At 60.7% G+C, this 24,168-nt stretch carries 18 protein-coding genes; 9 read left to right on the top strand and 9 right to left on the bottom strand.

Going from position 1 to position 24,168, the window contains the following annotated elements; all coding sequences use genetic code 11:
• Positions 1-43: 43 nt before the first annotated feature.
• Positions 44-403, bottom strand: a complete 360-nt coding sequence (locus ICA16_RS06765) for a PilZ domain-containing protein (RefSeq protein ID WP_150616184.1) — start codon at positions 401-403, stop codon at positions 44-46.
• 240 nt (positions 404-643) lie between these two features.
• Positions 644-1,030 carry a tetratricopeptide repeat protein gene (locus tag ICA16_RS06760; protein WP_210555055.1) on the bottom strand — a complete coding sequence of 129 codons (387 nt, stop codon included), beginning with the start codon at positions 1,028-1,030 and terminating at the stop codon, positions 644-646.
• A 172-nt stretch (positions 1,031-1,202) separates the two neighbouring features.
• On the opposite strand from ICA16_RS06760, the gene pyk reads away from it, so the two are divergent.
• Complete coding sequence (pyk, locus tag ICA16_RS06755; RefSeq protein ID WP_150601679.1) at positions 1,203-2,654, top strand: pyruvate kinase; 1,452 nt, start codon at positions 1,203-1,205, stop codon at positions 2,652-2,654.
• Between the two features lie 204 nt (positions 2,655-2,858).
• On the opposite strand, the gene ICA16_RS06750 is transcribed toward pyk, so the two are convergent.
• The 3 genes from ICA16_RS06750 to ICA16_RS06740 form a co-directional block, all read right to left on the bottom strand.
• Positions 2,859-3,608, bottom strand: coding sequence for an enoyl-CoA hydratase-related protein (locus ICA16_RS06750; RefSeq protein ID WP_210700274.1), 750 nt, complete (start codon positions 3,606-3,608; stop codon positions 2,859-2,861).
• Positions 3,609-3,865: 257 nt separating this feature from the next.
• Complete coding sequence (locus ICA16_RS06745; protein WP_210700273.1) at positions 3,866-4,801, bottom strand: iron-sulfur-binding ferredoxin reductase; 936 nt, start codon at positions 4,799-4,801, stop codon at positions 3,866-3,868.
• Complete coding sequence (locus tag ICA16_RS06740) at positions 4,794-5,900, bottom strand: GGDEF domain-containing protein (protein ID WP_150616188.1); 1,107 nt, start codon at positions 5,898-5,900, stop codon at positions 4,794-4,796. Before ICA16_RS06740 ends, ICA16_RS06745 begins: the two co-directional genes overlap by 8 nt.
• Positions 5,901-6,433: 533 nt before the next feature.
• Between ICA16_RS06740 and ICA16_RS06735 the strand changes: the two genes are divergently transcribed.
• The 7 genes from ICA16_RS06735 to ICA16_RS06705 all read left to right on the top strand — a co-directional run bounded on the left by ICA16_RS06735 (position 6,434) and on the right by ICA16_RS06705 (position 18,946).
• Positions 6,434-7,957: a fumarate hydratase gene (locus tag ICA16_RS06735; protein ID WP_042560679.1), complete on the top strand. Its 1,524-nt coding sequence runs from the start codon at positions 6,434-6,436 to the stop codon at positions 7,955-7,957.
• Between the two features lie 314 nt (positions 7,958-8,271).
• Positions 8,272-12,762, top strand: coding sequence for a SpvB/TcaC N-terminal domain-containing protein (locus ICA16_RS06730; RefSeq protein WP_210700272.1), 4,491 nt, complete (start codon positions 8,272-8,274; stop codon positions 12,760-12,762).
• Positions 12,763-12,831: 69 nt separating this feature from the next.
• A complete protein-coding gene (locus tag ICA16_RS06725) occupies positions 12,832-14,592 on the top strand; it encodes an ATP-binding protein (protein WP_210700271.1) in 1,761 nt (586 codons plus the stop codon).
• Positions 14,592-15,920: a sigma-54-dependent transcriptional regulator gene (locus ICA16_RS06720; protein WP_210700270.1), complete on the top strand. Its 1,329-nt coding sequence runs from the start codon at positions 14,592-14,594 to the stop codon at positions 15,918-15,920. The genes ICA16_RS06725 and ICA16_RS06720 overlap by 1 nt, the downstream gene beginning before the upstream one ends.
• A 272-nt stretch (positions 15,921-16,192) precedes the next feature.
• On the top strand, positions 16,193-17,512 hold the full coding sequence (locus ICA16_RS06715; RefSeq protein WP_150601687.1) for an MFS transporter: 1,320 nt from the start codon (positions 16,193-16,195) through the stop codon (positions 17,510-17,512).
• A 311-nt stretch (positions 17,513-17,823) separates the two neighbouring features.
• Positions 17,824-18,078, top strand: a complete 255-nt coding sequence (locus ICA16_RS06710) for a hypothetical protein (RefSeq protein WP_210700269.1) — start codon at positions 17,824-17,826, stop codon at positions 18,076-18,078.
• Between the two features lie 238 nt (positions 18,079-18,316).
• Positions 18,317-18,946, top strand: a complete 630-nt coding sequence (locus tag ICA16_RS06705) for a flavin reductase family protein (RefSeq protein WP_210700268.1) — start codon at positions 18,317-18,319, stop codon at positions 18,944-18,946.
• A 4-nt stretch (positions 18,947-18,950) separates the two neighbouring features.
• Here the strand turns inward: ICA16_RS06705 and ICA16_RS06700 are convergent, their stop codons facing one another.
• Both ICA16_RS06700 and ICA16_RS06695 read right to left on the bottom strand, forming a co-directional pair.
• Positions 18,951-19,193 carry a hypothetical protein gene (locus ICA16_RS06700; RefSeq protein WP_042560686.1) on the bottom strand — a complete coding sequence of 81 codons (243 nt, stop codon included), beginning with the start codon at positions 19,191-19,193 and terminating at the stop codon, positions 18,951-18,953.
• 43 nt (positions 19,194-19,236) lie between these two features.
• Positions 19,237-19,590, bottom strand: coding sequence for a putative quinol monooxygenase (locus ICA16_RS06695; RefSeq protein WP_150616192.1), 354 nt, complete (start codon positions 19,588-19,590; stop codon positions 19,237-19,239).
• 368 nt (positions 19,591-19,958) lie between these two features.
• Between ICA16_RS06695 and ICA16_RS06690 the strand changes: the two genes are divergently transcribed.
• Positions 19,959-20,888: an AraC family transcriptional regulator gene (locus tag ICA16_RS06690; RefSeq protein ID WP_150616194.1), complete on the top strand. Its 930-nt coding sequence runs from the start codon at positions 19,959-19,961 to the stop codon at positions 20,886-20,888.
• Positions 20,889-21,022: 134 nt separating this feature from the next.
• On the opposite strand, the gene ICA16_RS06685 is transcribed toward ICA16_RS06690, so the two are convergent.
• Complete coding sequence (locus tag ICA16_RS06685; protein ID WP_210700454.1) at positions 21,023-22,471, bottom strand: aldehyde dehydrogenase family protein; 1,449 nt, start codon at positions 22,469-22,471, stop codon at positions 21,023-21,025.
• Positions 22,471-24,108: a 5-guanidino-2-oxopentanoate decarboxylase gene (locus ICA16_RS06680; RefSeq protein ID WP_210700267.1), complete on the bottom strand. Its 1,638-nt coding sequence runs from the start codon at positions 24,106-24,108 to the stop codon at positions 22,471-22,473. The genes ICA16_RS06685 and ICA16_RS06680 overlap by 1 nt, the downstream gene beginning before the upstream one ends.
• Between the last annotated feature and the right edge of the window lie 60 nt (positions 24,109-24,168).

The raw sequence follows: 24,168 nt of genomic DNA, 5'->3' as shown, positions 1-24,168 counted from the left end.
CGTGTAGGAGCTGCCGCAGGCTGCGATCTTTTGCTATTGAGGTTCAGGCCGAGGCCGGCAACGGCTGAAAACTGAAGTACTGGCGCAGCGCCTCAACCAGTTGCCCGTATTCCGGCGGCGGTCGATGCAGGCTGAAGCCAGCGTCGTAGTGCAGCGGTGTCGCGTCTTCGTGACACCACAGGCAACACGCGGTGAGGTCGATCACCTGTTGGCAGCCATCGCAGCCGGGGATTTTCAGGCGCAGATTGAAATCCACGCCGATCATCATCGGTAACTGGCTGATCAACATCAGCCCGTCTGCGGACACATTGCCGAGAAAGCCGATGGGTTTGTCGGTGATGCTGTTGAACACTCTGAGGAAATACGGCAGTTGATGCCGTTCGATCCGGCGGTCGGTAAACATGCGCAGTTCGCCATGCAAGGCTCCATCACAGAGCCGCACTTTTGCTTCGGAACGCGCCGTACGACAGATACGACACAGGCGCGCTCTCCCCGCTTCCGGTGTGACGGTCGCTACATCGCCGCCACCTTACAACTGACCAGTCGCAGGTGTTGCCCCGGAATAGAGACTCGGCTCTAAAACCGGATCATTCGACTATAGCTCAGGCTGTACAACCGGCCAGATTTTGTATGACAACTACCATCAGAAACGGGTTGGGCGCACCACGGCTGCCGCACTGCGCGTCGGGTAGTGGCCCAGACTCTGCAGGGTTTCCAGGCGCGCACGGGCGCGGTAGGCATATTCGCTGTAGGGGTACGAGGCGATGATGAACTGATAGGTCTGCGCCGCGTCGACAAACATTTTTTGTCGTTCCAGGCACTGGCCGCGCATCATCGACACTTCCGGCCACACATACGGGCGGGCACGGCTGGCGCGTTCGACCTTGGACAGTTCGAGCATCACCTGCTCGCAATTGCCCCGGTCATAGGCGCTGTAGGCGTTGTTCAAATGATGGTTCATCGACCAACGGGTGCAGCCCGTCACGGCGAGGACGCTGAGGGCAAGGGCGGCAATGGGCAACAATCGCATGGGGGTTCTCCTGTCTTGAGCTCTGTATCGACCCATGGTCGGAAATCTTCAGGTGCGTTTGTCCCAAAGTTGCCGGGTTCAATAAAGAAAACAATAAGTAGTGCAAACGAACAATGACTACACCCTCGGAGCATAGTAGCCTCTGCCTGCGCTTGAACTCAGGAGTCTTTGCATGTCCGTCCGTCGTACCAAAATCGTCGCTACCCTTGGCCCGGCCAGTAACTCGCCGGAAGTTCTCGAACAGCTGATTCTGGCTGGTCTGGACGTTGCCCGTCTGAACTTCTCCCACGGCACCCCCGACGAGCACAAGGCTCGCGCGAAGCTGGTGCGTGACCTCGCTGCCAAGCACGGCCGTTTCGTCGCCCTGCTGGGTGACCTGCAAGGCCCGAAAATCCGTATCGCCAAATTCGCCAACAAGAAGATCGAGCTGAAGATCGGTGACCAGTTCACCTTCTCCACCAGCCATCCGTTGACCGAAGGCAACCAGCAAGTGGTCGGTATCGACTACCCGGATCTGGTCAAGGACTGCGGCGTAGGCGACGAGCTGCTGCTCGACGACGGCCGCGTGGTGATGCGCGTTGATACCGCCACTGCCACCGAGCTGCACTGCACCGTGACCATCGGCGGCCCGCTGTCCGACCACAAAGGCATCAACCGTCGCGGTGGCGGCCTGACCGCACCGGCCCTGACTGAAAAAGACAAGGCCGACATCAAGCTCGCCGCTGAAATGGAAGTCGACTACCTCGCGGTGTCCTTCCCACGTGACGCCGCCGACATGAACTACGCCCGTCAACTGCGCGACGAGGCCGGCGGCACTGCCTGGCTGGTGGCGAAGATTGAACGCGCCGAAGCCGTGGCCGACGACGAAACCCTCGACGGTCTGATCCAGGCCTCCGACGCGGTAATGGTTGCCCGTGGTGACCTGGGTGTGGAAATCGGCGACGCCGAGCTGGTAGGCATTCAGAAGAAAATCATTCTGCACGCACGCCGCCACAACAAAGCTGTGATCGTTGCGACCCAGATGATGGAGTCGATGATCCAGAACCCTATGCCGACTCGCGCCGAAGTGTCCGACGTGGCCAACGCCGTGCTCGACTACACCGACGCCGTGATGTTGTCCGCCGAGTCCGCTGCCGGTCTGTATCCGCTGGAAGCTGTGCAGGCGATGGCGCGTATCTGCGTCGGCGCTGAAAAGCACCCGACCGGCAAGACCTCCAGCCACCGCATCGGCAAAGTGTTCGAAAGCTGCGACCAGAGCATCGCGCTGGCGGCCATGTACACCGCCAACCACTTCCCGGGCGTCAAAGCGATCATCGCCCTGACCGAAAGTGGCTACACGCCGTTGATCATGTCGCGCATCCGTTCTTCGGTGCCGATCTACGCGTTCTCCCCGCACCGCGAAACCCAGGCCCGCGCGGCCATGTTCCGTGGCGTGTACACCGTGCCGTTCGACCCGGCATCGCTACCGCCGCACGAAGTGAGCCAGAAGGCGATCGACGAGCTGGTCAAGCGCGGCGTTGTGGAGAAAGGCGACTGGGTCATCCTGACCAAGGGCGACAGCTACCACACCACCGGCGGCACCAACGGCATGAAGATCCTGCACGTGGGCGACCCGCAGGTCTGAGTGCTCAGGCGCTGAAATAAAAAGCCCCGCCATGTGAATGGCGGGGCTTTTTACATTCTGATCCAGCAGGTGTTGTGGCTGTCGGGCCCCATCGCTGGCAAGCCAGCTCCCACAGGATTTGGTGTTTTTCACAATATGAATGGCCAACACAGAACCTGTGGGAGCTGGCTTGCCAGCGATGAGGCCGGCCAGGGCAGCGAAATTTCAATGCCGCTTGATAAACCCGGTCAACGCCGCCAACGCTTCCGGCGAACGCAGCCGCTGGGTGAACAAGGCGCCCTCCTCCTCGATCACTTTACGGATCAACTCGCGATCCGGCGCCCGCATCAATTGCTTGCTGATGCGCACTGCTTCCGGTGGCAGCTCTTCAAAGCGCGACGCCATCTCCCGAGCCTTGGCCAGTGCGGCCGCGCCACTGCCCAGCGCCTCTGTCGCGATGCCCCAGTCGGCGGCCTGTTCACCGCTGAACCCTTCGCCGAGTAATAGCAGTTCAGACGCTTTTGCGTGCCCAAGCATACGCGGCAAAATCAGGCTGGAACCGAACTCGGGGCATAAACCAAGATTGACGAACGGCATGCGCAGTCGCGCATCGCGGCTGACATAAACCAGATCGCAATGCAGCAACAGTGTCGTGCCAATCCCCACCGCCGCCCCCGCCACTGCAGCGATCACCGGTTTGCGGCATTCGAGCAGGTTGAGCATGAAGTGGAAGACCGGGCTGTCGAGATCGCCAGGCGGCTGCTGGATAAAGTCAGCGATGTCGTTGCCGGCCGTGAAGCACTCGGCGCTGCCGGTGATCAGCACGGCGTTGATTTCGGGGTCGCTGTCGGCCTGCTTCAACGCCTCGGCGAGACGGCTGTACATCGCCCGGGTCAGGGCGTTTTTCTTGTCGGGACGGTTCAGGCGCAGGGTCAGCAGACCGCGTTCGCGTTCCAGCAGGATGGCTTCGGTCATGGTGGGTCTCAGCAGTGTCGATTCACGAAGAACAACTGTGGTGAGGGGTTCTGTGATGAAAGGACTGTGTAGTGATGGTTATTTGTGGCGAGGGGATTTATCCCCGACTGAGTGCGCAGCGCTCACAAACTTTTAGGGCCGCTGCGCAGCCCATCGGGGATAAATCCCCTCGCCACAGAGTTCCGCTCAGCTCTGAAATCCTTTCACCCCAAGAATCCTTTCATCATAAAGATCTTCGAACCAATGAAAATCTGCACTCAACCGCGTGACACAAACACATCGGCCAGCAGTTGATTGCGCGGCAGTCCGGCCAGGTACAAACGCTTGGCGAAGGCGTCGACGCTGGTCGCTGAGCCGCAGACTAAGGCCAGGGTTTGCCGGGAAACAAGGCGCAGTTGCGCCAAAGCGGCGGCTGACTCGGCCGCCGTCCACAGGTCGACGCTGAGGTTTTCACGCTGGGCAGCCAGCGCCGCCAGGGGTTTGGCCAGATAGTGCTCGCTGGCGTCATGGGCCAGGTGAATGACGCGGATGGCGCCTTGGTGATCCTGGCGCAAGGCTTCGCGCAGCACACCAAACAATGGCCCGAGCCCCGTACCGGCGGCCAGCAACCACAACGGTCGGTTGTGCCAGTCGGCGTCGTAATGCAACGCACCGCCGCGCAATTCGCCGAGGCGGATCGGGTCGCCGATGTGCAGGCGTCGCGCCGCATCGCTGAACTCGCCGGGCTGACGGCAATCGAGGTGGAATTCGAGGAAGCGATCCTCTTCCGGCAGGCTGGCCAGCGAATACGGCCGCGCGATGTGATTGATCCACAGCACCAGATGTTGTCCGGCGCTGTAGCGCAACGGCCGTTGCGGAGTCAGGCGCAGACGCAGAACGTTGTCACTGAGCCAGTCCAACGCTTCGACGACGGCCGGCCGGCCATCCAGCAGAGGATCGAAGGTATGCACCTGCAAATCCTCGGTGACCTGACACTGGCACGCCAGCCGCCAACCTTGCTGGCGCTGCTCGGCGCTCAAGGCGTCCGGGCGATTATCCGCCGGCAAGCCTTGGACGCACTGCACCAGGCACGCATGGCAACTGCCGGCGCGGCAACTGTAGGGCACGGCCACGCCGTTCTGGTTGAGGGCGTCGAGCAAATTGCTGCCCGCCGCCACCGACCATAGCCGGTCACCGACGCGAAGTTCAGGCATCGACGTTCTCCCACGCGGCCGCACAGCGATTGCGTCCGTCACGTTTGGCCCGATAAAGCGCCTGATCGGCACGGTGCAGGGCGTCATCGAGGTCATCACCCAAGGCCAGCAGCGTCATGCCAGCCGACAGACTGAGATTACGCACATTCAGGCCAACCAGTTCAACATCGGTAAAAGCAACGCGCAGACGTTCACAGCAGGCCGTCAGACGCTCGGCGTCGCAGTCGGGCAGCAAGACGACGAATTCCTCGCCACCATAGCGCGCCAGCACATCGCCGTCGCGCAGGCACGCCTGGGCGACACCGGCGAACGCCTGCAATACCTGATCGCCAGCAGCGTGCCCGTAGAAGTCGTTGATGCGTTTGAAGTGGTCGAGGTCGATCAGCGCCAGACCGTGCACGGCATCACTGTCCATCGCGTTCAGTTCACGCGAGGCCAGACGCAGGAAGTGCCGACGGTTGAACAGGCCGGTCAGTTCGTCTGTGGCCACGAGATCCTCGAGCTGACGCATCATTCCGCGCAGGGTGTCCTGATGCGCCTGCAAGGCAAACCGGCGCTGACGCATGCGTTGGCGCGACACCTGAACGAAACGCGCGTAAAGCACCAGCCACGCCAGCACCATCGCCAGAATACACACCTGTAAAGCCGCGAGCGCAGGCTCCGGCAAGCGCAAGTGGTAAGCATCCCACAGGGTGATAACACAGAAGCTGAAGAACACCAGCAACGCACAGCGGATGAACGCCCGCCGGCTCAGGTGAAACAGTCCAAACAGCAGGATCAGCACGTAGAACACCAGAAAGGCGCCGCGCGCTTCGTCCAGATGAGCGATCAGCCAGGTCTGCCAACCGAGTCCGAGCAGCACTTGCGTTTCGGTCAGGCTTGGATCGTCAAAACGCTGGTTGCAACCCGACCAGAACAGGCCAAACAGGATGGCTTGACTGATGACTACCAGCGCGCTGCCGACAGCAATAGTGCTCAAGGATTGGTCGTAATGCCCGGTGAAAAACGCCAGCCACAGCAGCAGCAAAGCCAATCCGTAGGTGGCTGCAGCGAGGGCAAAGCGTTTGAGCAAAAGACGTTGAATGGCGTTATGGGTCAATCGTTGACTCACCGTGCGATTGGAGGCTGACCGAGTGTCCTACCCTACAGACCGGCTGCCACTTTAGTGGCGTAGTCGATAAATGACCACCGATTTTCGGGCTCGAAATTTGACGTCAAAAGTGTGGCCTGCATGCATCGCCAGAAGCCCTCACCCTAGCCCTCTCCCAGAGGGAGAGGGAACTGACCGCGTTGTTCTCACACGCTGCGCCGACCTGAAATACCGAGCCGAACTCAAACGTTGAAACCGCATAGATCGGCTCCCTTTCCCCCTCTCCCCCTTGGGGAAGAGGGTTGGGGTGAGGGGGAAAGGATTTCAAGTTGCAAATACAATCCTCGTCAACCCGCCCACCCATGCGACCAACGAATGACTGCCGGCGCGTGTATGCCCCACCGAGGCGCGGTATACTGCCGCGCCTTTTTAGCGTCGCGCCAGCAGCCCCGGCGTGCCTTGAAAGGTGTCTGCGACCGACCGAGACACCCAAGCCGCGGGCACCTTATTGAATGTTCCCGTCTTATAGAGGAGCGCGACTCATGACCGTGATCAAGCAAGACGACCTGATTCAGAGCGTTGCCGACGCCCTGCAGTTCATTTCCTATTACCACCCGGTGGATTTCATCCAGGCGATGCACGAAGCCTACCTGCGCGAAGAATCGCCAGCGGCCCGTGATTCGATGGCACAGATCCTGATCAACTCGCGCATGTGCGCCACTGGCCACCGCCCGATCTGCCAGGACACCGGCATCGTCACCGTGTTTGTACGTGTAGGCATGGACGTGCGCTGGGATGGCGCCACCATGAGCCTGGACGACATGATCAACCAAGGCGTGCGCCAGGCTTACAACCTGCCGGAAAACGTCCTTCGTGCCTCGATCCTCGCCGACCCGGCGGGCGCTCGTAGAAACACCAAGGACAACACCCCGGCCGTTATTCACTACTCCATCGTCCCGGGTAACACCGTGGAAGTGGACGTGGCGGCCAAGGGCGGCGGTTCCGAGAACAAGTCGAAAATGGCCATGCTCAACCCGTCCGATTCGATCGTTGACTGGGTACTCAAGACCGTTCCGACCATGGGCGCCGGCTGGTGCCCACCGGGCATGCTGGGCATCGGTATCGGCGGCACCGCCGAGAAAGCAGCGGTGATGGCCAAGGAAGTGTTGATGGAATCCATCGACATTCACGAGCTGATCAAGCGTGGCCCGTCCAACCGCATTGAAGAAATGCGTCTGGAGCTGTTCGAGAAGGTCAACCAGTTGGGCATTGGCGCCCAGGGCCTCGGTGGCCTGACCACCGTGCTCGACGTGAAGATCATGGACTACCCGACTCACGCGGCCTCGCTGCCGGTGTGCATGATCCCGAACTGCGCCGCCACCCGTCACGCGCACTTCGTGCTCGACGGTTCCGGCCCGGCCTCGCTGGAAGCGCCACCGCTGGACGCCTACCCGGAAATCGTCTGGGAAGCCGGCCCTTCGGCTCGTCGCGTCAACCTCGACACCCTGACCCCGGAAGACGTGCAGAGCTGGAAGCCGGGCGAAACCGTCCTGCTCAACGGCAAGATGCTCACCGGTCGCGACGCTGCGCACAAGCGCATGGTCGAGATGCTGAACAAGGGCGAAACCTTGCCGGTAGACCTGAAAGGTCGCTTCATCTACTACGTCGGCCCGGTTGATCCGGTCGGTGACGAAGTGGTTGGCCCGGCTGGCCCGACCACTGCCACGCGGATGGACAAGTTCACCCGTCAGATCCTTGAGCAGACCGGCCTGTTGGGCATGATCGGCAAGTCCGAGCGCGGTCCGACCGCGATCGAAGCGATCAAGGACAACAAAGCCGTGTACCTGATGGCTGTCGGCGGCGCCGCTTATCTGGTCGCCCAGGCGATCAAGAAGTCCAAGGTACTGGCGTTCGCCGAGCTGGGCATGGAAGCGATCTACGAGTTCGAGGTCAAGGACATGCCGGTCACCGTTGCGGTGGACAGCCAAGGTGAGTCGGTACACATCACCGGTCCTGCGATCTGGCAAAAGAAGATCAGCGAGAGCCTGGCAGTAGAAGTGCAGTAAGCGCTTTACCGCTGTAAAGAGAGGCCGGCCCGTCATACGACGGGCCGGCCTTTTTTGTGTCCGCCCCTGTATCCGCCTCCCCCCTGCAGGAGCTGCCGAAGGCTGCGATCTTTTGATCTTGCCTGAAAAAAATCAGGTCGAAAGATCGCAGCCTTCGGCAGCTCCTGCACGTTGCGAATGTGGTATCGCGATAAGAATCCTGGCAAAGCACACAAATCGATCTTGTGCACCTGTCACATCTGACAGGTTACGCCCCGAGCCATTGTTGGTAGCGTCGATTCACCTACGCCACTGCAACTGCACCGGACGCAATCATGGCTGACCAAGAACTGAGCATCGTTACTCCGTCCATCGCCAAAAGCGCGACGATCGCCACCATCGGCAAGAGTTGGGGCAGCGTCGGCCCGACCGGAGCCGCATCGTTCGAGCTGCCAATCCCGCTTTCCGCCGGGCGAGGTTGGGCCCCTCAACTGTCCCTTAGTTACAGCAGCCAGACCGGTAACGGGCCGTTCGGTGTCGGCTGGAGCCTGGGCCTGAGTCAGATCAGCCTGCGCACTCACAAGGGCGTGCCGCGTTATACCGAGCATGACGAAATCGTCGGGGCCGACGGCGAGGTGTGGATGCCCGAGCTCAAGGCGGACGGGAGTATCAAGTCGCGCCTCGAATCCACTTACGACGGCGTCGCCATTGGCCCGCACAACGTGGTGCGCTACTGGCCGCGAGTAGAAAGCGACTTTGCCCTGCGTGAGCGCTGGCAGTCGACGAGCGACCAACCACCTTTCTGGCTGGTGCATGGCGCGGATGGCTCGCTGCACCTCTACGGCAAAACCCCGGCTTCACGTCTTGCCGATCCGGATGATCCGCTACGCGTTAGCGCCTGGCTGCTGTGCGAAAGCATGAACGCGCGCGGCGAGCACATCGCTTATGTCTACAAGGCTGACGACCAGGATCCCGACCCGATAAACGATTTCCGCGCCCAGCGCTATGTGGAGCGGGTGTGCTACGGCAATTTTACGGCGAGCAAAGACCTTTACGCCTGGACAGTCGAAAACCTCGCCGATCCGGGTTGGCATTTCCAATTGCTGTTCGACTACGGTGAGCGAACCACCTCGCTAACCGAGGTACCGGCCTACGACGGCGAAACGCTACAGCCGTGGCCCGCGCGGGTAGATCTCTTCTCGACCTACGGCCAGGGCTTTGAAATCAGTACCCGCCGTCTCTGTCGGCAAATGCTGATGTTTCATCACTTCCCGCCCAGCCAAGGGGATAAACCGGTACTGGTGCGACGTCTGCTGCTGGAACACAGCGACGTCACTGCGCACTGGTCGTTCAGCCAGATCTGTGCCGCGCACTACCAGGCCTTCGATGCCAGTGGCATGGTGGAAAACACCCCGCCGGTGGAGTTCGATTATTCATCGTTCAAGATCAACAAAATCCCTACACGTCTGCTTGAGAACGATCACCAACCGGGAATTGAAGACGACGGTTTTTATCAGTGCGTAGACCTCTATGGTGAAGGCGTCCCGGGGTTTCTGTGCCGCTATGACCAGAGCTGGTACTACCGCGAACCGCTGCGCGCGGAAGCGGGCGGCGATGAAATCGGCTATGGCCCGTGGACGGCGCTGGAGAAGATTCCGGTGGCCAATCGCAACAGCGCGGTGCAGCAACTGCTCACCGACCTGACGGGCGACGGGCGCCTCGACTGGGTCACTGCACAGCCCGCAAGCGCCGGTTTCCGCACGCTTGATGAGAAGGGGAAATTCGCCAACTACCTTACCTTCAATGCCTTTCCCCTGGAGTTTTTCCACACGCTATCGACCTTGGGCGACCTGAGTGGTGATGGTCTGGATTCGATTGCGATGATTGGCCCGAACTCGGTGAGGCTTTACGCCAACCGACGCGAACAGGGTTTCGCCCCGGCCGAAGAAGTGCCGCACGAACCGGCCAATGACCGCTTGCCGCTGTTCAGCAACACGCCCACTGAACTGGTGCTGCTCGGCAATCTGCTGGGCAGTGACATGCCCGAGCTGTGCCGCATTCGACACAACGAAATCCGCTGCTGGCCCAATCTCGGTCACGGCCGTTTTGGTGAAGGCCGCAAGATCAGTGACCTGCCCTTCGCCTACGAGCAATTCGATTCTTCGCGAGTGCGTCTCGCCGACCTCGACGGCTCCGGCGCATCGGCGCTGATCTACCTCAAAAGCGATGTTTTCGAGATCTATCTGAACCGTGGCGGCAACGGCCTGGAGCAAGCGCCAATCAGCGTGCCATGGCCCGAAGGTGTGCGTTACGACCGTTTAAGCCAGGTGAGCTTCGCCGATTTGCAAGGGCTGGGTTGCGCCAGCCTGATACTCACCGTAACGCACACAAAGCCGCAGCACTGGCGCTACGATTTCGTCACAGCCAAACCGTATCTGCTGACGGCCAGTAACAACAACATGGGCTGCAGCACCAGCGTGGTCTATCGCGGTTCGGCGCAGGAATGGCTGGATGAGAAACAGCAGGTACTCAAGCTGAATCGGCTGCCGATTTCGCACTTGCCCTTCCCGGTGGCTGTGGTCAAAAAACAACAACAGCTGGATGAAATCACCGGCAACTGCCTGACTCAGGCGTTCGTCTGGCGCGAGGGTGTTTACGACGGCAAGGAACGCGAGTTCCGCGGCTTCGGTTACTTGCAGCAAACCGACAGCGAGAGTGCAAGCGGCGATGACGACGTCGGGTTCAGTGCGCCAGTGCGGGTGTGTAGCTGGTTTCACACCGGACAAGCGCTGGATCGCCCCCGCGACCACTATTTCAATCGGGACGCCGAGGCGATTGCGCTGGGTAAAACCCTGTTCAGCCGCTACCACGCTGCCGACGAACAGGATGAGCCGATACCGCCACACAATTCCGAGAGCGAATACCAGATTTCGCGAGCGCTGGTCGGCTCGATCACCCGCATCGAAACTTATGCCGATGCGGATTTCGCCTCTACCGACGCCCTGCCCTATGCGGTTGAAGAGTTGCGCTATCTGGTGCGTGAGGTCAGGCCTCAGGGCCAATACGCGGCGGCCGTGTTGCTGCCGTTGGTGGTGGAAACAATCAGCTACCAGTACGACCGCATCATCAATGATCCGCTTAGCCGTCACGACCTCAACTTGCGCTGGAACGCTTTCGGTCTGCCAACCCACGCAATGACGGTGAGCTACGCACGCAGGCGTACCGGCGAGGACACGCCGCCGTTTGCCGATCCTGATGAGCAACAGTGGTGGCGCGACGCTCACGACGAAGCGCAGCAGTCGTTTTACATCAGCGAAACCCGCGCCGCTTTCATCGATCTGGATACCGATCCACAGCACTGGCGCCTGGGTTTGCCTTATCAGCAACGCAGCAACGCACTGGTATTGCCCAAAGGCACGCTGCCGACTGGCCTTGATCCTGAGCAGGTGTCATTCGAATCGCTGACAACGCATCAGGACAGCGCACACTGGCAGACTCAACGCGTGCTTACGACGCAATCGGTGCAACGCTATGTGACGGTCGACGGGACGCTGCTGGACGAAGGAGATGCCAGCTTCGAAGCCTTGGCTGGCCCGCTGGAAATGGCGCAGCTGGACAAGACCGCACTGGACGCATACGACGTGCTGCCGGCGCCTTTCAACATCCGTGACGAGCTGCGAAAGATCGGCTACACGGCCATGCCGCTGCTGTTTGAGCCCTCACCGTCGGTCGATGCTGAAGAGAACTTGTGGTCGTCGTCGTTCGGTTACGCCCGGTACGCTGACCTCCGCGGTTTTTATCAAGTGCGCGATTACAACGAAACGCCCAGCCATGGCGTGACCCACGCGGTATATGACGATTATCGACTGGCAGTCACCAGCGTCGAGCTGCCGGATGGCTGCACCACCCAAATCACCTACGACTATCACGCGCTGCAACCGATGCGCATCGTCGATGCCAACGACAATATCGAAGAAGTGATTTACGAACCCTCCGGCCAGCCGCTGGCGACCAGTTTCCACGGCACTGAAAACGGCTTGGCGGTGGGTTTCGCACCGTTGAGCGAATACCGGCGCCCCGAGGATCATCGCCCTGATCCGGCTATCGAAGATCCTGAAGTGGCCATACAAAAAGCGGCCAGTACCCTGCGCAAAGACCTGTTCAGCTGGATGGGGCAGCTCCCCGTCGGCGACAGCTCCAGCGACGAATGGATCGCCAGCGGTTATCTGCTGCCCAGCGGCCATATTCGTGCCAGCGCTCGTCGGCGACTGGCCCGGTTAAACACACTGACCACGGCGGAACAAGCGTTGCGCTCAGCCATCGCCAGTGTCCGACGCGAGCCGGTGCACAGCGTCGTGCTCAGCGCCGACCGCTATCCAGACGACGAGGTGAAGGCGCAAATCCAGATCATCAAGACCTGTGTCGACGGCTTTGGCCGCGCGCTGCAAACCCAGCAGTTGGTTGACCCGGGGATGGCGTACAAGGTGGTGGATGGTTCGCTCGTCATTGAAGACGGCAAGTATGTCGAGGTGTACGCCGACTCACGGTGGAGAATCAGCGAGCGGGTCGAATACAACAACAAGGGCTTGCCGATTCGCCAGTTCCGACCGTACTTTGCCGATACCCACGGTTACGTCAACGACCAGTCGCTGCACGAACTGGGCTACTTCGATCAACTGTTCTACGACCCGCTGGGCCGTCCGATCAAACTGATCAACGCCAAAGGCGATTTCTCCCGCGAGGCTTACCATCCCTGGTATCACACCAGCGAAGACTTCAACGACACCGCTGAGTCAGTATCGCCAAAACGATCATTACGGTCGTGACCGCAAGCACTGAAACCTGTATGGCCGCGTGTTATCGTGCCGGCCCGACCAGCCATCCATCTGCCCAGCATGCCGCCGACTTCCCGTACCCTGCGTCTGTCGTTGTACACACTGCTGATCGTCGCCGGCGCTGCGCTTGCCGCAACGCTTGCCATCCGCCACGCCGAACGTCAGGCGCTGGAAGAGGACGCGGCCCGGGCCAACCAGCAACTGGCGCTCTATGCCAATTCGCTGCACACCCTGATCGACCGCTATCGCGCCCTCCCCGCCGTACTGGCGCTGGACCCGCAATTGCGTTCGGCACTGGCCGGCCCCGTTGATGCCCAGGTACAAACGGCGCTGAATCTGAAACTGGAAAAGATCAACGGTGCGGCGCAGTCCTCGACCCTTGAATTGCTCGATCACACCGGCCTCGCCGTAGCCGCGAGCAACTGGCGTTTGCCCAGCAGCTACGTCGGCCACAATTACGGCTTCAGGCCGTACTTCAGCCAGACCCGCACCCAGGGCACCGGGCGTTTTTACGCGGTGGGCGTGACCAGCGGCATTCCCGGTTACTTTCTCTCCAGTGCGGTGCTGGGCGACAACGACCAGTTCCTCGGGGCGATGGTGGTCAAACTGGAGTTCCCCGAACTGGAGCGCGAGTGGAGCCAGGGCAACGACACCTTGCTGGTCAGCGATGCGCGCGGCATCGTCTTTATCGCCAATCAGCCCGGCTGGCGCTATCGCTTGTTGCGCCCCTTGAGTGCCAGCGATCAGGCCGAGATCAAGACGACGCGCCAATACGACAAACAGTCGCTGACGCCACTGACCCATCTGTCGCTGCGCCGCTTCGATGACAACAGCGATCTGCGCCGCGTCGAAGGCCCGCAAGGGACGGCGGATTATCTGTGGGAGTCGCTGCCACTGACCACCGAAGGCTGGACCCTGCATCTGCTGCGCCACCCGCAAGTGGCTTTCGAAGACCTGCGCAACGCTGGCCTCGCGGCTGCCGGCGTATGGCTGGCGCTGGTGTTTCTGTTGCTGTTCCTCAATCAGCGCTGGCGCCTGTCGAAGGTCCGTCAACGCAATCGCGAAGAACTCGAACAACTGGTCGAAGAACGCACCCGCGAACTGCGCACTGCGCAAGAAGGCTTGGTGCAGTCGGCAAAACTCGCCGCCCTCGGCCAGATGTCCGCCGCCCTGGCCCATGAAATCAACCAACCGCTGACCGCTCAGCGCATGCAACTGGCGACACTGCGCCTGCTGCTCGACCATGGCCGCGTCGATGACGCCTACAAGGCCCTGAAACCGGTGGACGAGATGCTCACGCGCATGGCCGCCCTCACCGGCCACCTGAAAACTTTCGCCCGCAAGAGCCCCGGTGGTTTGCGCGAGCGTCTGGATCTGGCGACGGTGGTCGATCAATCGCTGCAATTGCTCGACGCTCGCCTGCGTGACGAGCAGGTCAGCCTGGTGCTGCACCTGACCCGCCCGGCATGGGTGCGCGGTGATGCGATCCGTCTCGAACAGGTGTTGATCAACCTGCTGCGCAACGCCCTCGATGCCATGCAGGGCAAACCGTGCAAGCGCCTGGAAATTCGTCTGCAAGCCGACGAGCAGTTGTGGCGTCTGAGCGTCATCGATAATGGCGGCGGCATTGCCGAAGAACATCTGGGGCAGGTGTTCGACCCGTTCTTCACCACTAAACCTGTAGGTGACGGCCTTGGCCTGGGGCTGGCAGTATCTTTTGCCATCGTGCACGAATCCGGCGGTCGTCTGAGCGTCGAGAACGGCGACGGCGGTGCGGCATTCACCCTGACTTTGCCGATTGATCTGGAGACACACATCTGATGCTCAACTCGGTGATGGTGGTCGATGACGAAAGCAGCATTCGCAGTGCTGTCGAGCAGTGGCTGAGCCTGTCGGGATTCGAGGTGCAGCTGTTCAGCCGCGCCGAAGAATGCCTCGTCGCCCTGCCCGCGCATTTTCCCGGGGTGATCCTCAGCGACGTGCGCATGCCCGGCCTTAGTGGCCTGGAACTGCTGGCCGAGGTGCAGCGCCGCGACGCCGATCTGCCGGTGATTCTGCTCACCGGTCATGGCGATGTGCCGATGGCGGTCGAAGCGATGCGCGACGGCGCCTACGACTTTCTGGAAAAACCGTTCAGCCCCGAGACCTTGCTCGGCAGCCTGCGCCGGGCGCTGGAGAAACGCCGACTGGTCCTGGAAAACCGCGCCCTGCACGAGCAGGCCGACAACCGCGCCAAACTCGATTCGACGTTGCTCGGCGTGTCCCGTGGCTTGCAGACTTTGCGCCGGCAGGTGCTGGATCTGGCCGCGCTGCCGGTCAATGTGTTGATCCGTGGCGAGACCGGCAGCGGCAAGGAACTGGTTGCGCGCTGCCTGCATGACTTCGGCCCCCGTGCGGACAAACCATTCGTGGCGCTCAACTGCGCGGCGATCCCTGAACAGCTGTTTGAAGCCGAACTGTTCGGCCATGAGAGCGGCGCGTTTACCGGCGCCTCCGGCAAGCGTATCGGCAAGTTGGAATACGCCGATGGCGGCACGCTGTTTCTCGATGAAATCGAAAGCATGCCGCTGGCCCAGCAAGTGAAATTGCTGCGGGTATTGCAAGAGCAGAAGCTTGAACGACTGGGGTCGAACCAGAGCATTCGCGTGGATTTGCGGATTGTCGCGGCGACCAAACCGGACTTGCTCGACGAGGCGCGTGCCGGGCGTTTTCGCGAAGACCTCGCGTATCGCCTCAACGTTGCCGAACTGCGCTTGCCGCCGCTGCGCGAACGCCGCGAAGACATTCCGTTGCTGTTCGAATCATTCGCCCAGAGTGCGGCGCAGCGTCTGGGTCGCAGCTTTCCACCGTTGACCGGGGCGCAGTTGAGTCATCTGCTGTGCCATGACTGGCCGGGCAATGTGCGCGAACTGGCCAACGTCGCCGAGCGTCAGGTATTGGGTCTGGATGAACCGGCACCGGGAATTGATCCGGGGCAGTCGCTGGCGGCGCAGCAGGAAGCTTTCGAGGCGCAGTGCTTGCGCGCGGCACTGACGCGGCACAAGGGTGATGTGAAAGCAGTGCTTGAAGAGCTGCAACTGCCGCGGCGTACGTTCAATGAAAAGATGCAGCGGCATGGGTTGAGTCGGGAGATGTTTGTCGGCCCTTGAAGAGCAAAAGATCGCAGCCTGCGGCAGCTCCTACAGAGCTCCGGTGTCCGCATCATTTGCGCATGACACTGAACTTGTAGGAGCTGCCGCAGGCTGCGATCTTTTAAGCGAAAATCCGCTCAACACCCACCCAACATAAGCGGATTTTCGCTCATCAAAACCCGCTACCCCTTCTAAACCGCCCCTCTCCCCGTTGGCACAGCTCCTGCTATAGCTCCCGCAGGCTGCGTTTTAACGCGCTCCACAAAAACAATTAAATGAAGGATCCTTCAATGGATAACTCCAACGCCCTGCCACTTGGGTCGGCTGCCGCGCCGGCCAAAGAAAGAACCACCGCCAGCCGGATCAAATCGATCTTCAGCGGTTCCGTTGGCAACATGGTCGAGTGGTACGACTGGTACGTCTATGCCGCCTTCTCGCTGTACTTCGCCAAGAGCTTTTTCCCTGCTGGCTCCTCCACCGCACAATTGATGAACACTGCTGCGATCTTCGCCGTGGGCTTCCTGATGCGCCCGATTGGGGGCTGGCTGATGGGCCTGTACGCCGACAAAGTCGGGCGCAAGAAAGCGTTGATGGCCTCGGTGTACCTGATGTGCTTCGGCTCGCTGATCATCGCGTTGAGCCCCAACTACGCAACCATCGGCATCGGCGCACCGATCCTGCTGATCTTCGCCCGCCTGCTGCAAGGCCTGTCGGTCGGCGGTGAGTACGGCACCTCCGCTACTTACCTGTCGGAAATGGCGACCAAGGAGCGTCGCGGCTTCTTCTCCAGCTTCCAGTACGTGACCCTGATTTCCGGCCAGCTCATCGCCCTCGGCGTATTGATCGTGCTGCAGCAGACACTCACCACCGAGCAGTTGTACGCGTGGGGCTGGCGCATTCCGTTTGCCATCGGCGCGCTGTGCGCAGTGGTTGCGCTGTACCTGCGTCGCGGCATGGAAGAAACCGAGTCGTTCACCAAGAAAGAGAAGTCCAAGGAAAGCGCAATGCGCACCTTGATGCGTCACCCCAAGGAACTGGCAACCGTGGTCGGCCTGACCATGGGCGGCACGCTGGCGTTCTACACCTACACCACCTACATGCAGAAATACCTGGTGAACACCGTCGGCATGAGCATCTCCGACTCGACGACCATTTCTGCCGCCACGCTGTTTTTGTTCATGTGCCTGCAACCGATCATCGGTGGCCTGTCGGACAAGATCGGTCGTCGTCCGATCCTGATCGCCTTCGGTGTGCTGGGCACGATTTTCACCGTGCCGATCCTGATGACTCTGCACACCATCCAGAGCTGGTGGGGCGCGTTCTTCCTGATCATGGCGGCGCTGATCATCGTCAGCGGTTACACCTCGATCAACGCGGTGGTCAAAGCCGAGTTGTTCCCGACTGAAATCCGCGCCCTGGGCGTCGGCCTGCCGTACGCACTGACCGTATCGATCTTCGGCGGCACCGCCGAATACATTGCGCTGTGGTTCAAGAGCATTGGCATGGAAACCGGTTACTACTGGTATGTGACGGCGTGCATCGCTGTGTCGTTGCTGGTGTACATCACCATGAAGGACACCCAGAAGCATTCGCGGATCGTCACTGACTGATTGACTGACTGAACGTCACGCAAGATCAAAAGATCGCAGCCTTCGGCAGCTCCTACAGGGGCTGTCGGAGGCTGCGATTTTTTTGTTTCCGGCGATTAATCACCGGTTAATTCTGCCTCGGCATCCTGTGCCTACCTGGTCGATTACCTGCGCGACGTTCGCTCCTGATGATGGAAGCCATTAAATGCGTCGCCCTTAACATCTAGTTAATCGATAGTTTTTAGCATTATTTTGCGCTTTTTAATCAATTTAGTTGGCGTAGCATGAACCCCATGCAAGACACACCCGCCAACGAATCTGGAGTAACGAACATGAAAACCAAACTGATCCTCGCCCTGACCCTGTCCGTACTGGCCGCCAACACCTTTGCTGCCGACGGTTTTGATCGCACCGGCTCGGCCGTTGCCGCCGATGGTTACGACCGCACTGGCTCCGCTACTGTTGCTGCTGACGGATACGACCGCACTGGTTCCGCCACTGTTGCTGAAGATGGCTATGACCGTACCGGTTCCGCGACTTTCGCTGCCGACGGTTACGACCGTACTCAATCCGCTTCCATCAGTTAAGCGCCGCTGTAAAGCGCACAGCCCGGCTTCGGCCGGGCTTAGTCATTTCTAGAGCCGCTTAAATGCCCTCTGTAGGAGCTGCCGCAGGCTGCGATCTTTTGACTTTGCTTGTAAAAAACAAGATCAAAAGATCGCAGCCTGCGGCAGCTCCTACACGGGATCTTCTTCTGACTGGAAATGCGCGGTGCAGGCTTGCACTATGGCTTCATTCAAAAATCCAGCCTCAGGAACACACGCCATGCCCGATGACATCCACTTCTACGAACCCGCCAACGGCCACGGCCTGCCGCACGATCCGTTTAACGCCATCGTCGGCCCGCGCCCCATCGGCTGGATTTCCTCGCAGGATGCCAACGGCCGGTTGAACCTGGCGCCGTACAGCTTCTTCAATGCCTTCAACTACATTCCGCCGATCATTGGCTTCTCCAGCGTGGGGCGCAAAGACAGCCTCAACAACATCGAGCAGACCGGCGAATTCGTCTGGAACCTCGCCACTCGCCCGCTGGCCGAGCAGATGAACCAGAGCTGCGCGATGGTCGCGCCAGAGGTCAACGAGTTTGAACTGGCAGGCCTGACGACCGTGGCGTCGAAAGTGATTTCCGTGCCACGCGTCGCCGAAAGCCCGGTGTCCTTCGAGTGCAAGGTCACGCAGATCATTCAATTGCAGCGCGCTGATGGCGAGACAGTACCGAGCTGGCTGATCCTCGGCGAAGTGGTCGCCGTGCATATCGCCAAGTGGCTGTTGAAAGACGGGGTCTACGACACCGCCGCGGCAGAACCGATTCTGCGCGGCGGCGGGCCGGCGGATTATTTCCAGTTGGGGCCTGAAGCCCTGTTCAAGATGTGGCGTCCGGGCGCGGCGAAGTAACGACTTACCAGATCAACTCGGCGTCTTCGGTGACGCCCTTGAGGCGGTCCAGCTCATTGATGGCGGCCTCATCGGCTGCGATGGCGCCGGGGAAGACCTGATCTTCCAGCAGTTTGTGAAAGCGTGGTGCACCGCCATCGACCAGGGCCTTGACCGCGATCGCTGCGTAATAGCCCTTGTTGCCACCCAACTCGACGGGGACAACTGCGGATACTGCTTCGAAGTGTTCGAACTCTTTACGTGCCATGTCGCAAGTCCTGGCTCAGTCAATTAAGCCGGACATTAAACCCTCAACCGACGAGTTTGTGTATCGGTGCTGAACACTGGCCGAGCGCCTGTGCCGCCGAGACATCCTTGAAGGTGTGAAAATCCAGACTGTTGACCACCAGTTCCTGCACCAGCTCGGCGAAGATTTCCATTGCCGGACTGTTGAAGTACGCGGTCATCATCTGCTGATTGCTCCAGAAACCGGAGACCAGCCACAACTCGGGATCACACTGCGAATGCTGCAAGGCAAAGCTCAGGCAACCGGGGGCGGCACGAGAAGGATCGATCAACGCGCTCAGGCGTACACCGAGTTCTGCCGAGCGTCCGGCGCGCGCTCGTACGAAGGCCATATGACTGACGGGAATCTGCTTGGACATGTTCAACCCTCCCAAGGAGTTGCGTTGCAGCCGGGGGGAGGCTGCGACAGGATCCAAGGTTAAGGCGCGGGCGCGAGGTGCCGTTAGTCGATTCCTGCCGCCGCGTTGCACAATCCTGCGAGACTTGCCTGAACATCAAACCACGCCCGTACCCTGTAGGAGCTGCCGAAGGCTGCGATCTTTTGATCTTATAAACAAAAATCAAAAGATCGCAGCCTTCGGCAGCTCCTACAAGCAAGGGGCGAACCGTGTGTCGTGAATATCGCGGTGCAGAATCAGGCAAGCATTTGGCAGGATGTGTCTACCGCTGGCGCTTGCACAAACATATGCTCTGCTCCATTCCACCTCCCCTGCCGAGGATGCCGTGCATGACGTCATTCGATCGTTTTCAAGCCGAACCCACCGCCGACATGGAAAAGCAGCGTGCGGAACTGGCGGCGATCATCCGCCGCAACACCACCGACGATGGCAGCTATCAGACCGCCGTCGGTTCGCTGTTCATGTCGCGCCACACCCGATCCCACGACTTCGCCCCGGTACTCGCGCAACCGGCGCTGTGCATCATGGCGCAAGGTCGTAAAGAGGTGCGGCTGGCCGATGAGTTCTTCAATTACGATCCGCTGAATTACCTGGTGGTCTCGGTTTCGATGCCGTTGAGCGGGCGAGTGGTTAACGTGTCGCCTGAAGAGCCGATCCTCGCCGTGCGCCTGGATATCGACCCGGCGGAAATCACCGCACTGATCGCCGACGCCGGCCCCATGGCCGTACCGACCCGGCCGACCGGGCGCGGCTTGTATGTCGAGAAAATCGACAGCGCGATGCTCGACGCGGTGCTGCGTCTGGCGCGTTTGCTCGATGCACCGAAAGACATCGCCATGCTCGCGCCACTGATTCGCCGGGAGATTCTCTATCGCCTGTTGCGCAGCCCGCAGGGCCATCGCTTGTATGAGATCGCGATTGCCAACAGCCAGAGCCATCGCATCAGCCAGGCGATCAAGTGGCTCAACGGCAACTTCGAACAGCCGCTGCGAATTGATGATCTGGCCAAGGAAGTGAACCTCAGCGTGTCGACTTTGCATCACCGTTTTAAAGCGATGACGGCGATGAGCCCGCTGCAATATCAGAAGCAGTTGCGCCTGCAAGAGGCGCGGCGCTTGATGCTGGCCGAAGGGTTGGAGGCGTCGGCGGCGGGGTATCGGGTGGGGTATGAAAGCCCGTCGCAATTCAGCCGCGAATACAGCCGATTGTTTGGGGCACCGCCGTTAAGGGATCTGGCGCGGTTGCGCTTGTCGGTCTGATCCAGATTATTTGATGCGGCGACGGACCTTTTTCGCGGGCAAGCCCGCTCCCACAGGTTCATTGGTGCGCACACATTTTATGCACGACAGCGATTCCTGTGGGAGCGGGCTTGCCCGCGAAGAGGCCAGTCCAGTCAAACCGCCCTAATCACATGCTTGATCTCCTGAAACGCCGCCAACCCCCAAGGCCCCAATTCACGACCAATGCTGCTCTGCTTGTAACCGCCCCACGCAGCTTGCGGGAAAATCACTTGCGGCGCGTTCAGCCACACAAGACCAGCCTGCAGGGCGTTGGCGACACGATCGGCGGTTTCGACATCACGGGTCACCACACTGGCAACCAGACCGAACTGACTGTCGTTGGCCAATGCAATCGCCTCGGCTTCGCTGCTGAAACTGCGCACACACACCACCGGACCGAAAATCTCCTCGCACCACAGCGCACTGTCCAGCGGCACGTCAGTGAACACGGTTGGCTGCAAGAAGTATCCACGCGGCAAATGCTCAGGACGATTGCCACCGCAGAGCAACTTCGCGCCAGCACTCAGCCCACGATCAATATGCCCAAGCACACGCTGGTACTGCGCCTGATTGACCAGTGCGCCCATTTCCACTTCCGGGTCGAACGGGTCAGCCACGCGAATTGCCTGCGCACGTTTTTGCAGGCGCATGAGGAACTCTTCCTCCAACTCTTCAGCGACCAGCACGCGGCTGGTGGCCGAGCACATTTGCCCTGCATTGAAGAATGCGCCGCCGCAGGCCAGTTCAACCGCCAGATCAATGTCAGCATCCGCCAACACCAGCAGCGAGGATTTGCCACCCAGTTCCAAGCTCACGCCCTTCACGGTTTCAGCGGCCCTCTGCATCACCTGCACGCCAACCGCATTGCTGCCGGTGAAGGAAATTTTGGCGATACGCGGCTCTGCCGACAACGGCGCACCCACCGCCAGACCGGTGCCGCAGACCAAATTGAATACACCGTTCGGCAATCCGGATTCTGCGATGATCGCCGCCAGTTCCAGCTCCGGCAGCGGCGTGACTTCCGACGGTTTGAGCACCACGCAGCAACCGGCGGCCAGGGCTGGCGCAAGTTTCCACGCGGTGGTGACCATCGGGAAATTCCACGGCACGATCAACCCGACCACACCGCACGGCTCGCGTCGCAGGCGTGCGCTGAAATCTTCGCTGGGCAGCGGCACGTTGCTGTCCTGTTGCGCATCGAGGCCTTCGGCAAGTTCGGCGTAGTAATCGAACGTGGCGATTACGTCATCGACGTCGATGGCCGCTTCGAACAGCGGTTTGCCGTTGTTGCTCGACTGCAATTTCATCAAGTGCTCGCGACCGTTGCGCACCCCGGTAGCGATGTTGCGCAGGATCACGCCGCGCTCGGCGCCAGTGGTTTGCGACCAGCTCTTGAAGGCTTCAGTCGCCGCGCTGACGGCTTGATCGACTGCGCGCTCGTCACCGCCGATGACCGTGGTCAGCAGCGCTTCGGTGGCGGGGTTGATCACGCGCAAATGCTCGCGACCGGCCGACCATTGGCCGTTGATGTAGAGGCCGTCGAGTGTGGTGGGGAAATTGATCATTGCGCCACCGCCTGCATCCATTGGCGCTGGTCGATTTCAATCACTGTCGGGCCTTGCCGATCGGTTGCAGCCCTGAGTGCGCCACGCAACTGCTCAACCGAACTGATCGCTTCAGCCGCGCAACCCAGGGCCTTGGCCACACCGATGAAGTCTGGGGTGTAGATGTCCACGCCGACCGGCTCGATGGCACGGTTGACCATGTACTTCTTGATCTCTTCGTAGCCCTGGTTATTCCACAGCAGGACGATGACCGGTGTGCGCGCTTCAACGGCGCTGGCCAGTTCCGGCAAAGTGAATTGCAGGCCACCGTCGCCGATCAGGCAGACCACTGGTGGGCGAACCCCGCTCTCGGTGCTGCCGCCGAGCCACGCACCGATGGCCGCAGGCAGTGCGTAACCGAGGGTGCCGTAGCCGGTCGACGAGTTGAACCAGCGACGCGGGCGCTCCGGGTTGAACGTGAGGTTGCCGGTGTACACCGGTTGCGTGGAGTCGCCGACAAACACCGCGTCCGGTAATTCGTGCAGCACGGTTTCGAGGAAACGCGTCTGGGCCCGCGTCGGTGCATCCCAGGTTGCGGCCAGATCATCGCGCAGACGCGCAGCACGCACCTGACCCCAATCGTTGCTGCGCTCGGCCAGTGATTTGTGCGACAGCGCACTCAGCAATGCTTGCGCGGCGTTGCGCGAGTCGGCTACCAGGGCGACATGCGGCGGATAGTTGCGCACGGTCTGATCGGCGTCGATATCGATGCGCAGCAGCTTGCCGGGAATCTCGAAACCACCGGCGAAAGTGACGTCGTAATCGGTCTCCGCCAGTTCGGTGCCAATGGCCAAAACCACATCGGCATCGGCGACCAATGCGCGGGTGGCGACCAGGCTTTGCGTCGAGCCGATCAGCAGCGGGTGACGGGACGCCAGCATGCCTTTGGCGTTGATGGTCAGCGCCACCGGAGCGTCGAGCAACTCGGCCAACTCGGTGAGTTCGGCGGCGGCATCGATGGCGCCACCGCCGGCAAGAATCAGCGGACGTCTGGCGCCGGCCAGCAGCTCGGTCATGCGGCTCACGGCCGCTGGGGCAGCACCCGCGCGGTCGATGTTGACCGGGACGCTGGCAAGCAGTTCATCGGCCTCTTCTACCAGCACATCCAAAGGAATTTCGATGTGCACCGGACGCGGACGGCCGGCCTGGAACAGCGCGAAGGCGCGAGCCAGGACGCCGGGCAATTCCGCCGCCGACATCAACGTATGAGAGAACGCTGCAACGCCGCCGACCAATGCGCTCTGGTTCGGCAATTCGTGGAGTTTGCCGCGACCGCCGCCCAACTGACTGCGCGATTGCACGCTGGAGATCACCAGCATCGGGATCGAATCGGCATAGGCCTGGCCCATGGCGGTGGTGATGTTGGTCATACCCGGGCCGGTAATGATGAAGCACACGCCCGGTTTGCCGCTGGTGCGCGCATAGCCGTCAGCCATGAATCCGGCGCCCTGTTCATGCCGAGGGGTGACGTGGTTGATGCTCGAACGGGCCAGCCCGCGATACAGCTCCACGGTGTGCACCCCGGGAATGCCGAACACCTGCTCGACCCCATAACCTTCGAGTAACTTGACCAGTACTTCGCCACACGTCGCCATGTCGATTGCCCTTCTTGTTCGTGGAATGGGCTTCATTGAACTGGCGGTGGGTAGCCGCAA

Source organism: Pseudomonas anatoliensis, assembly GCF_017976235.1.
GTDB classification, from domain to species: Bacteria; Pseudomonadota; Gammaproteobacteria; order Pseudomonadales; family Pseudomonadaceae; genus Aquipseudomonas; species Aquipseudomonas anatoliensis.
The sequence above is the reverse complement of the archived record's forward strand: the minus strand, read 5'-3'. Positions and strand labels throughout refer to the sequence as shown.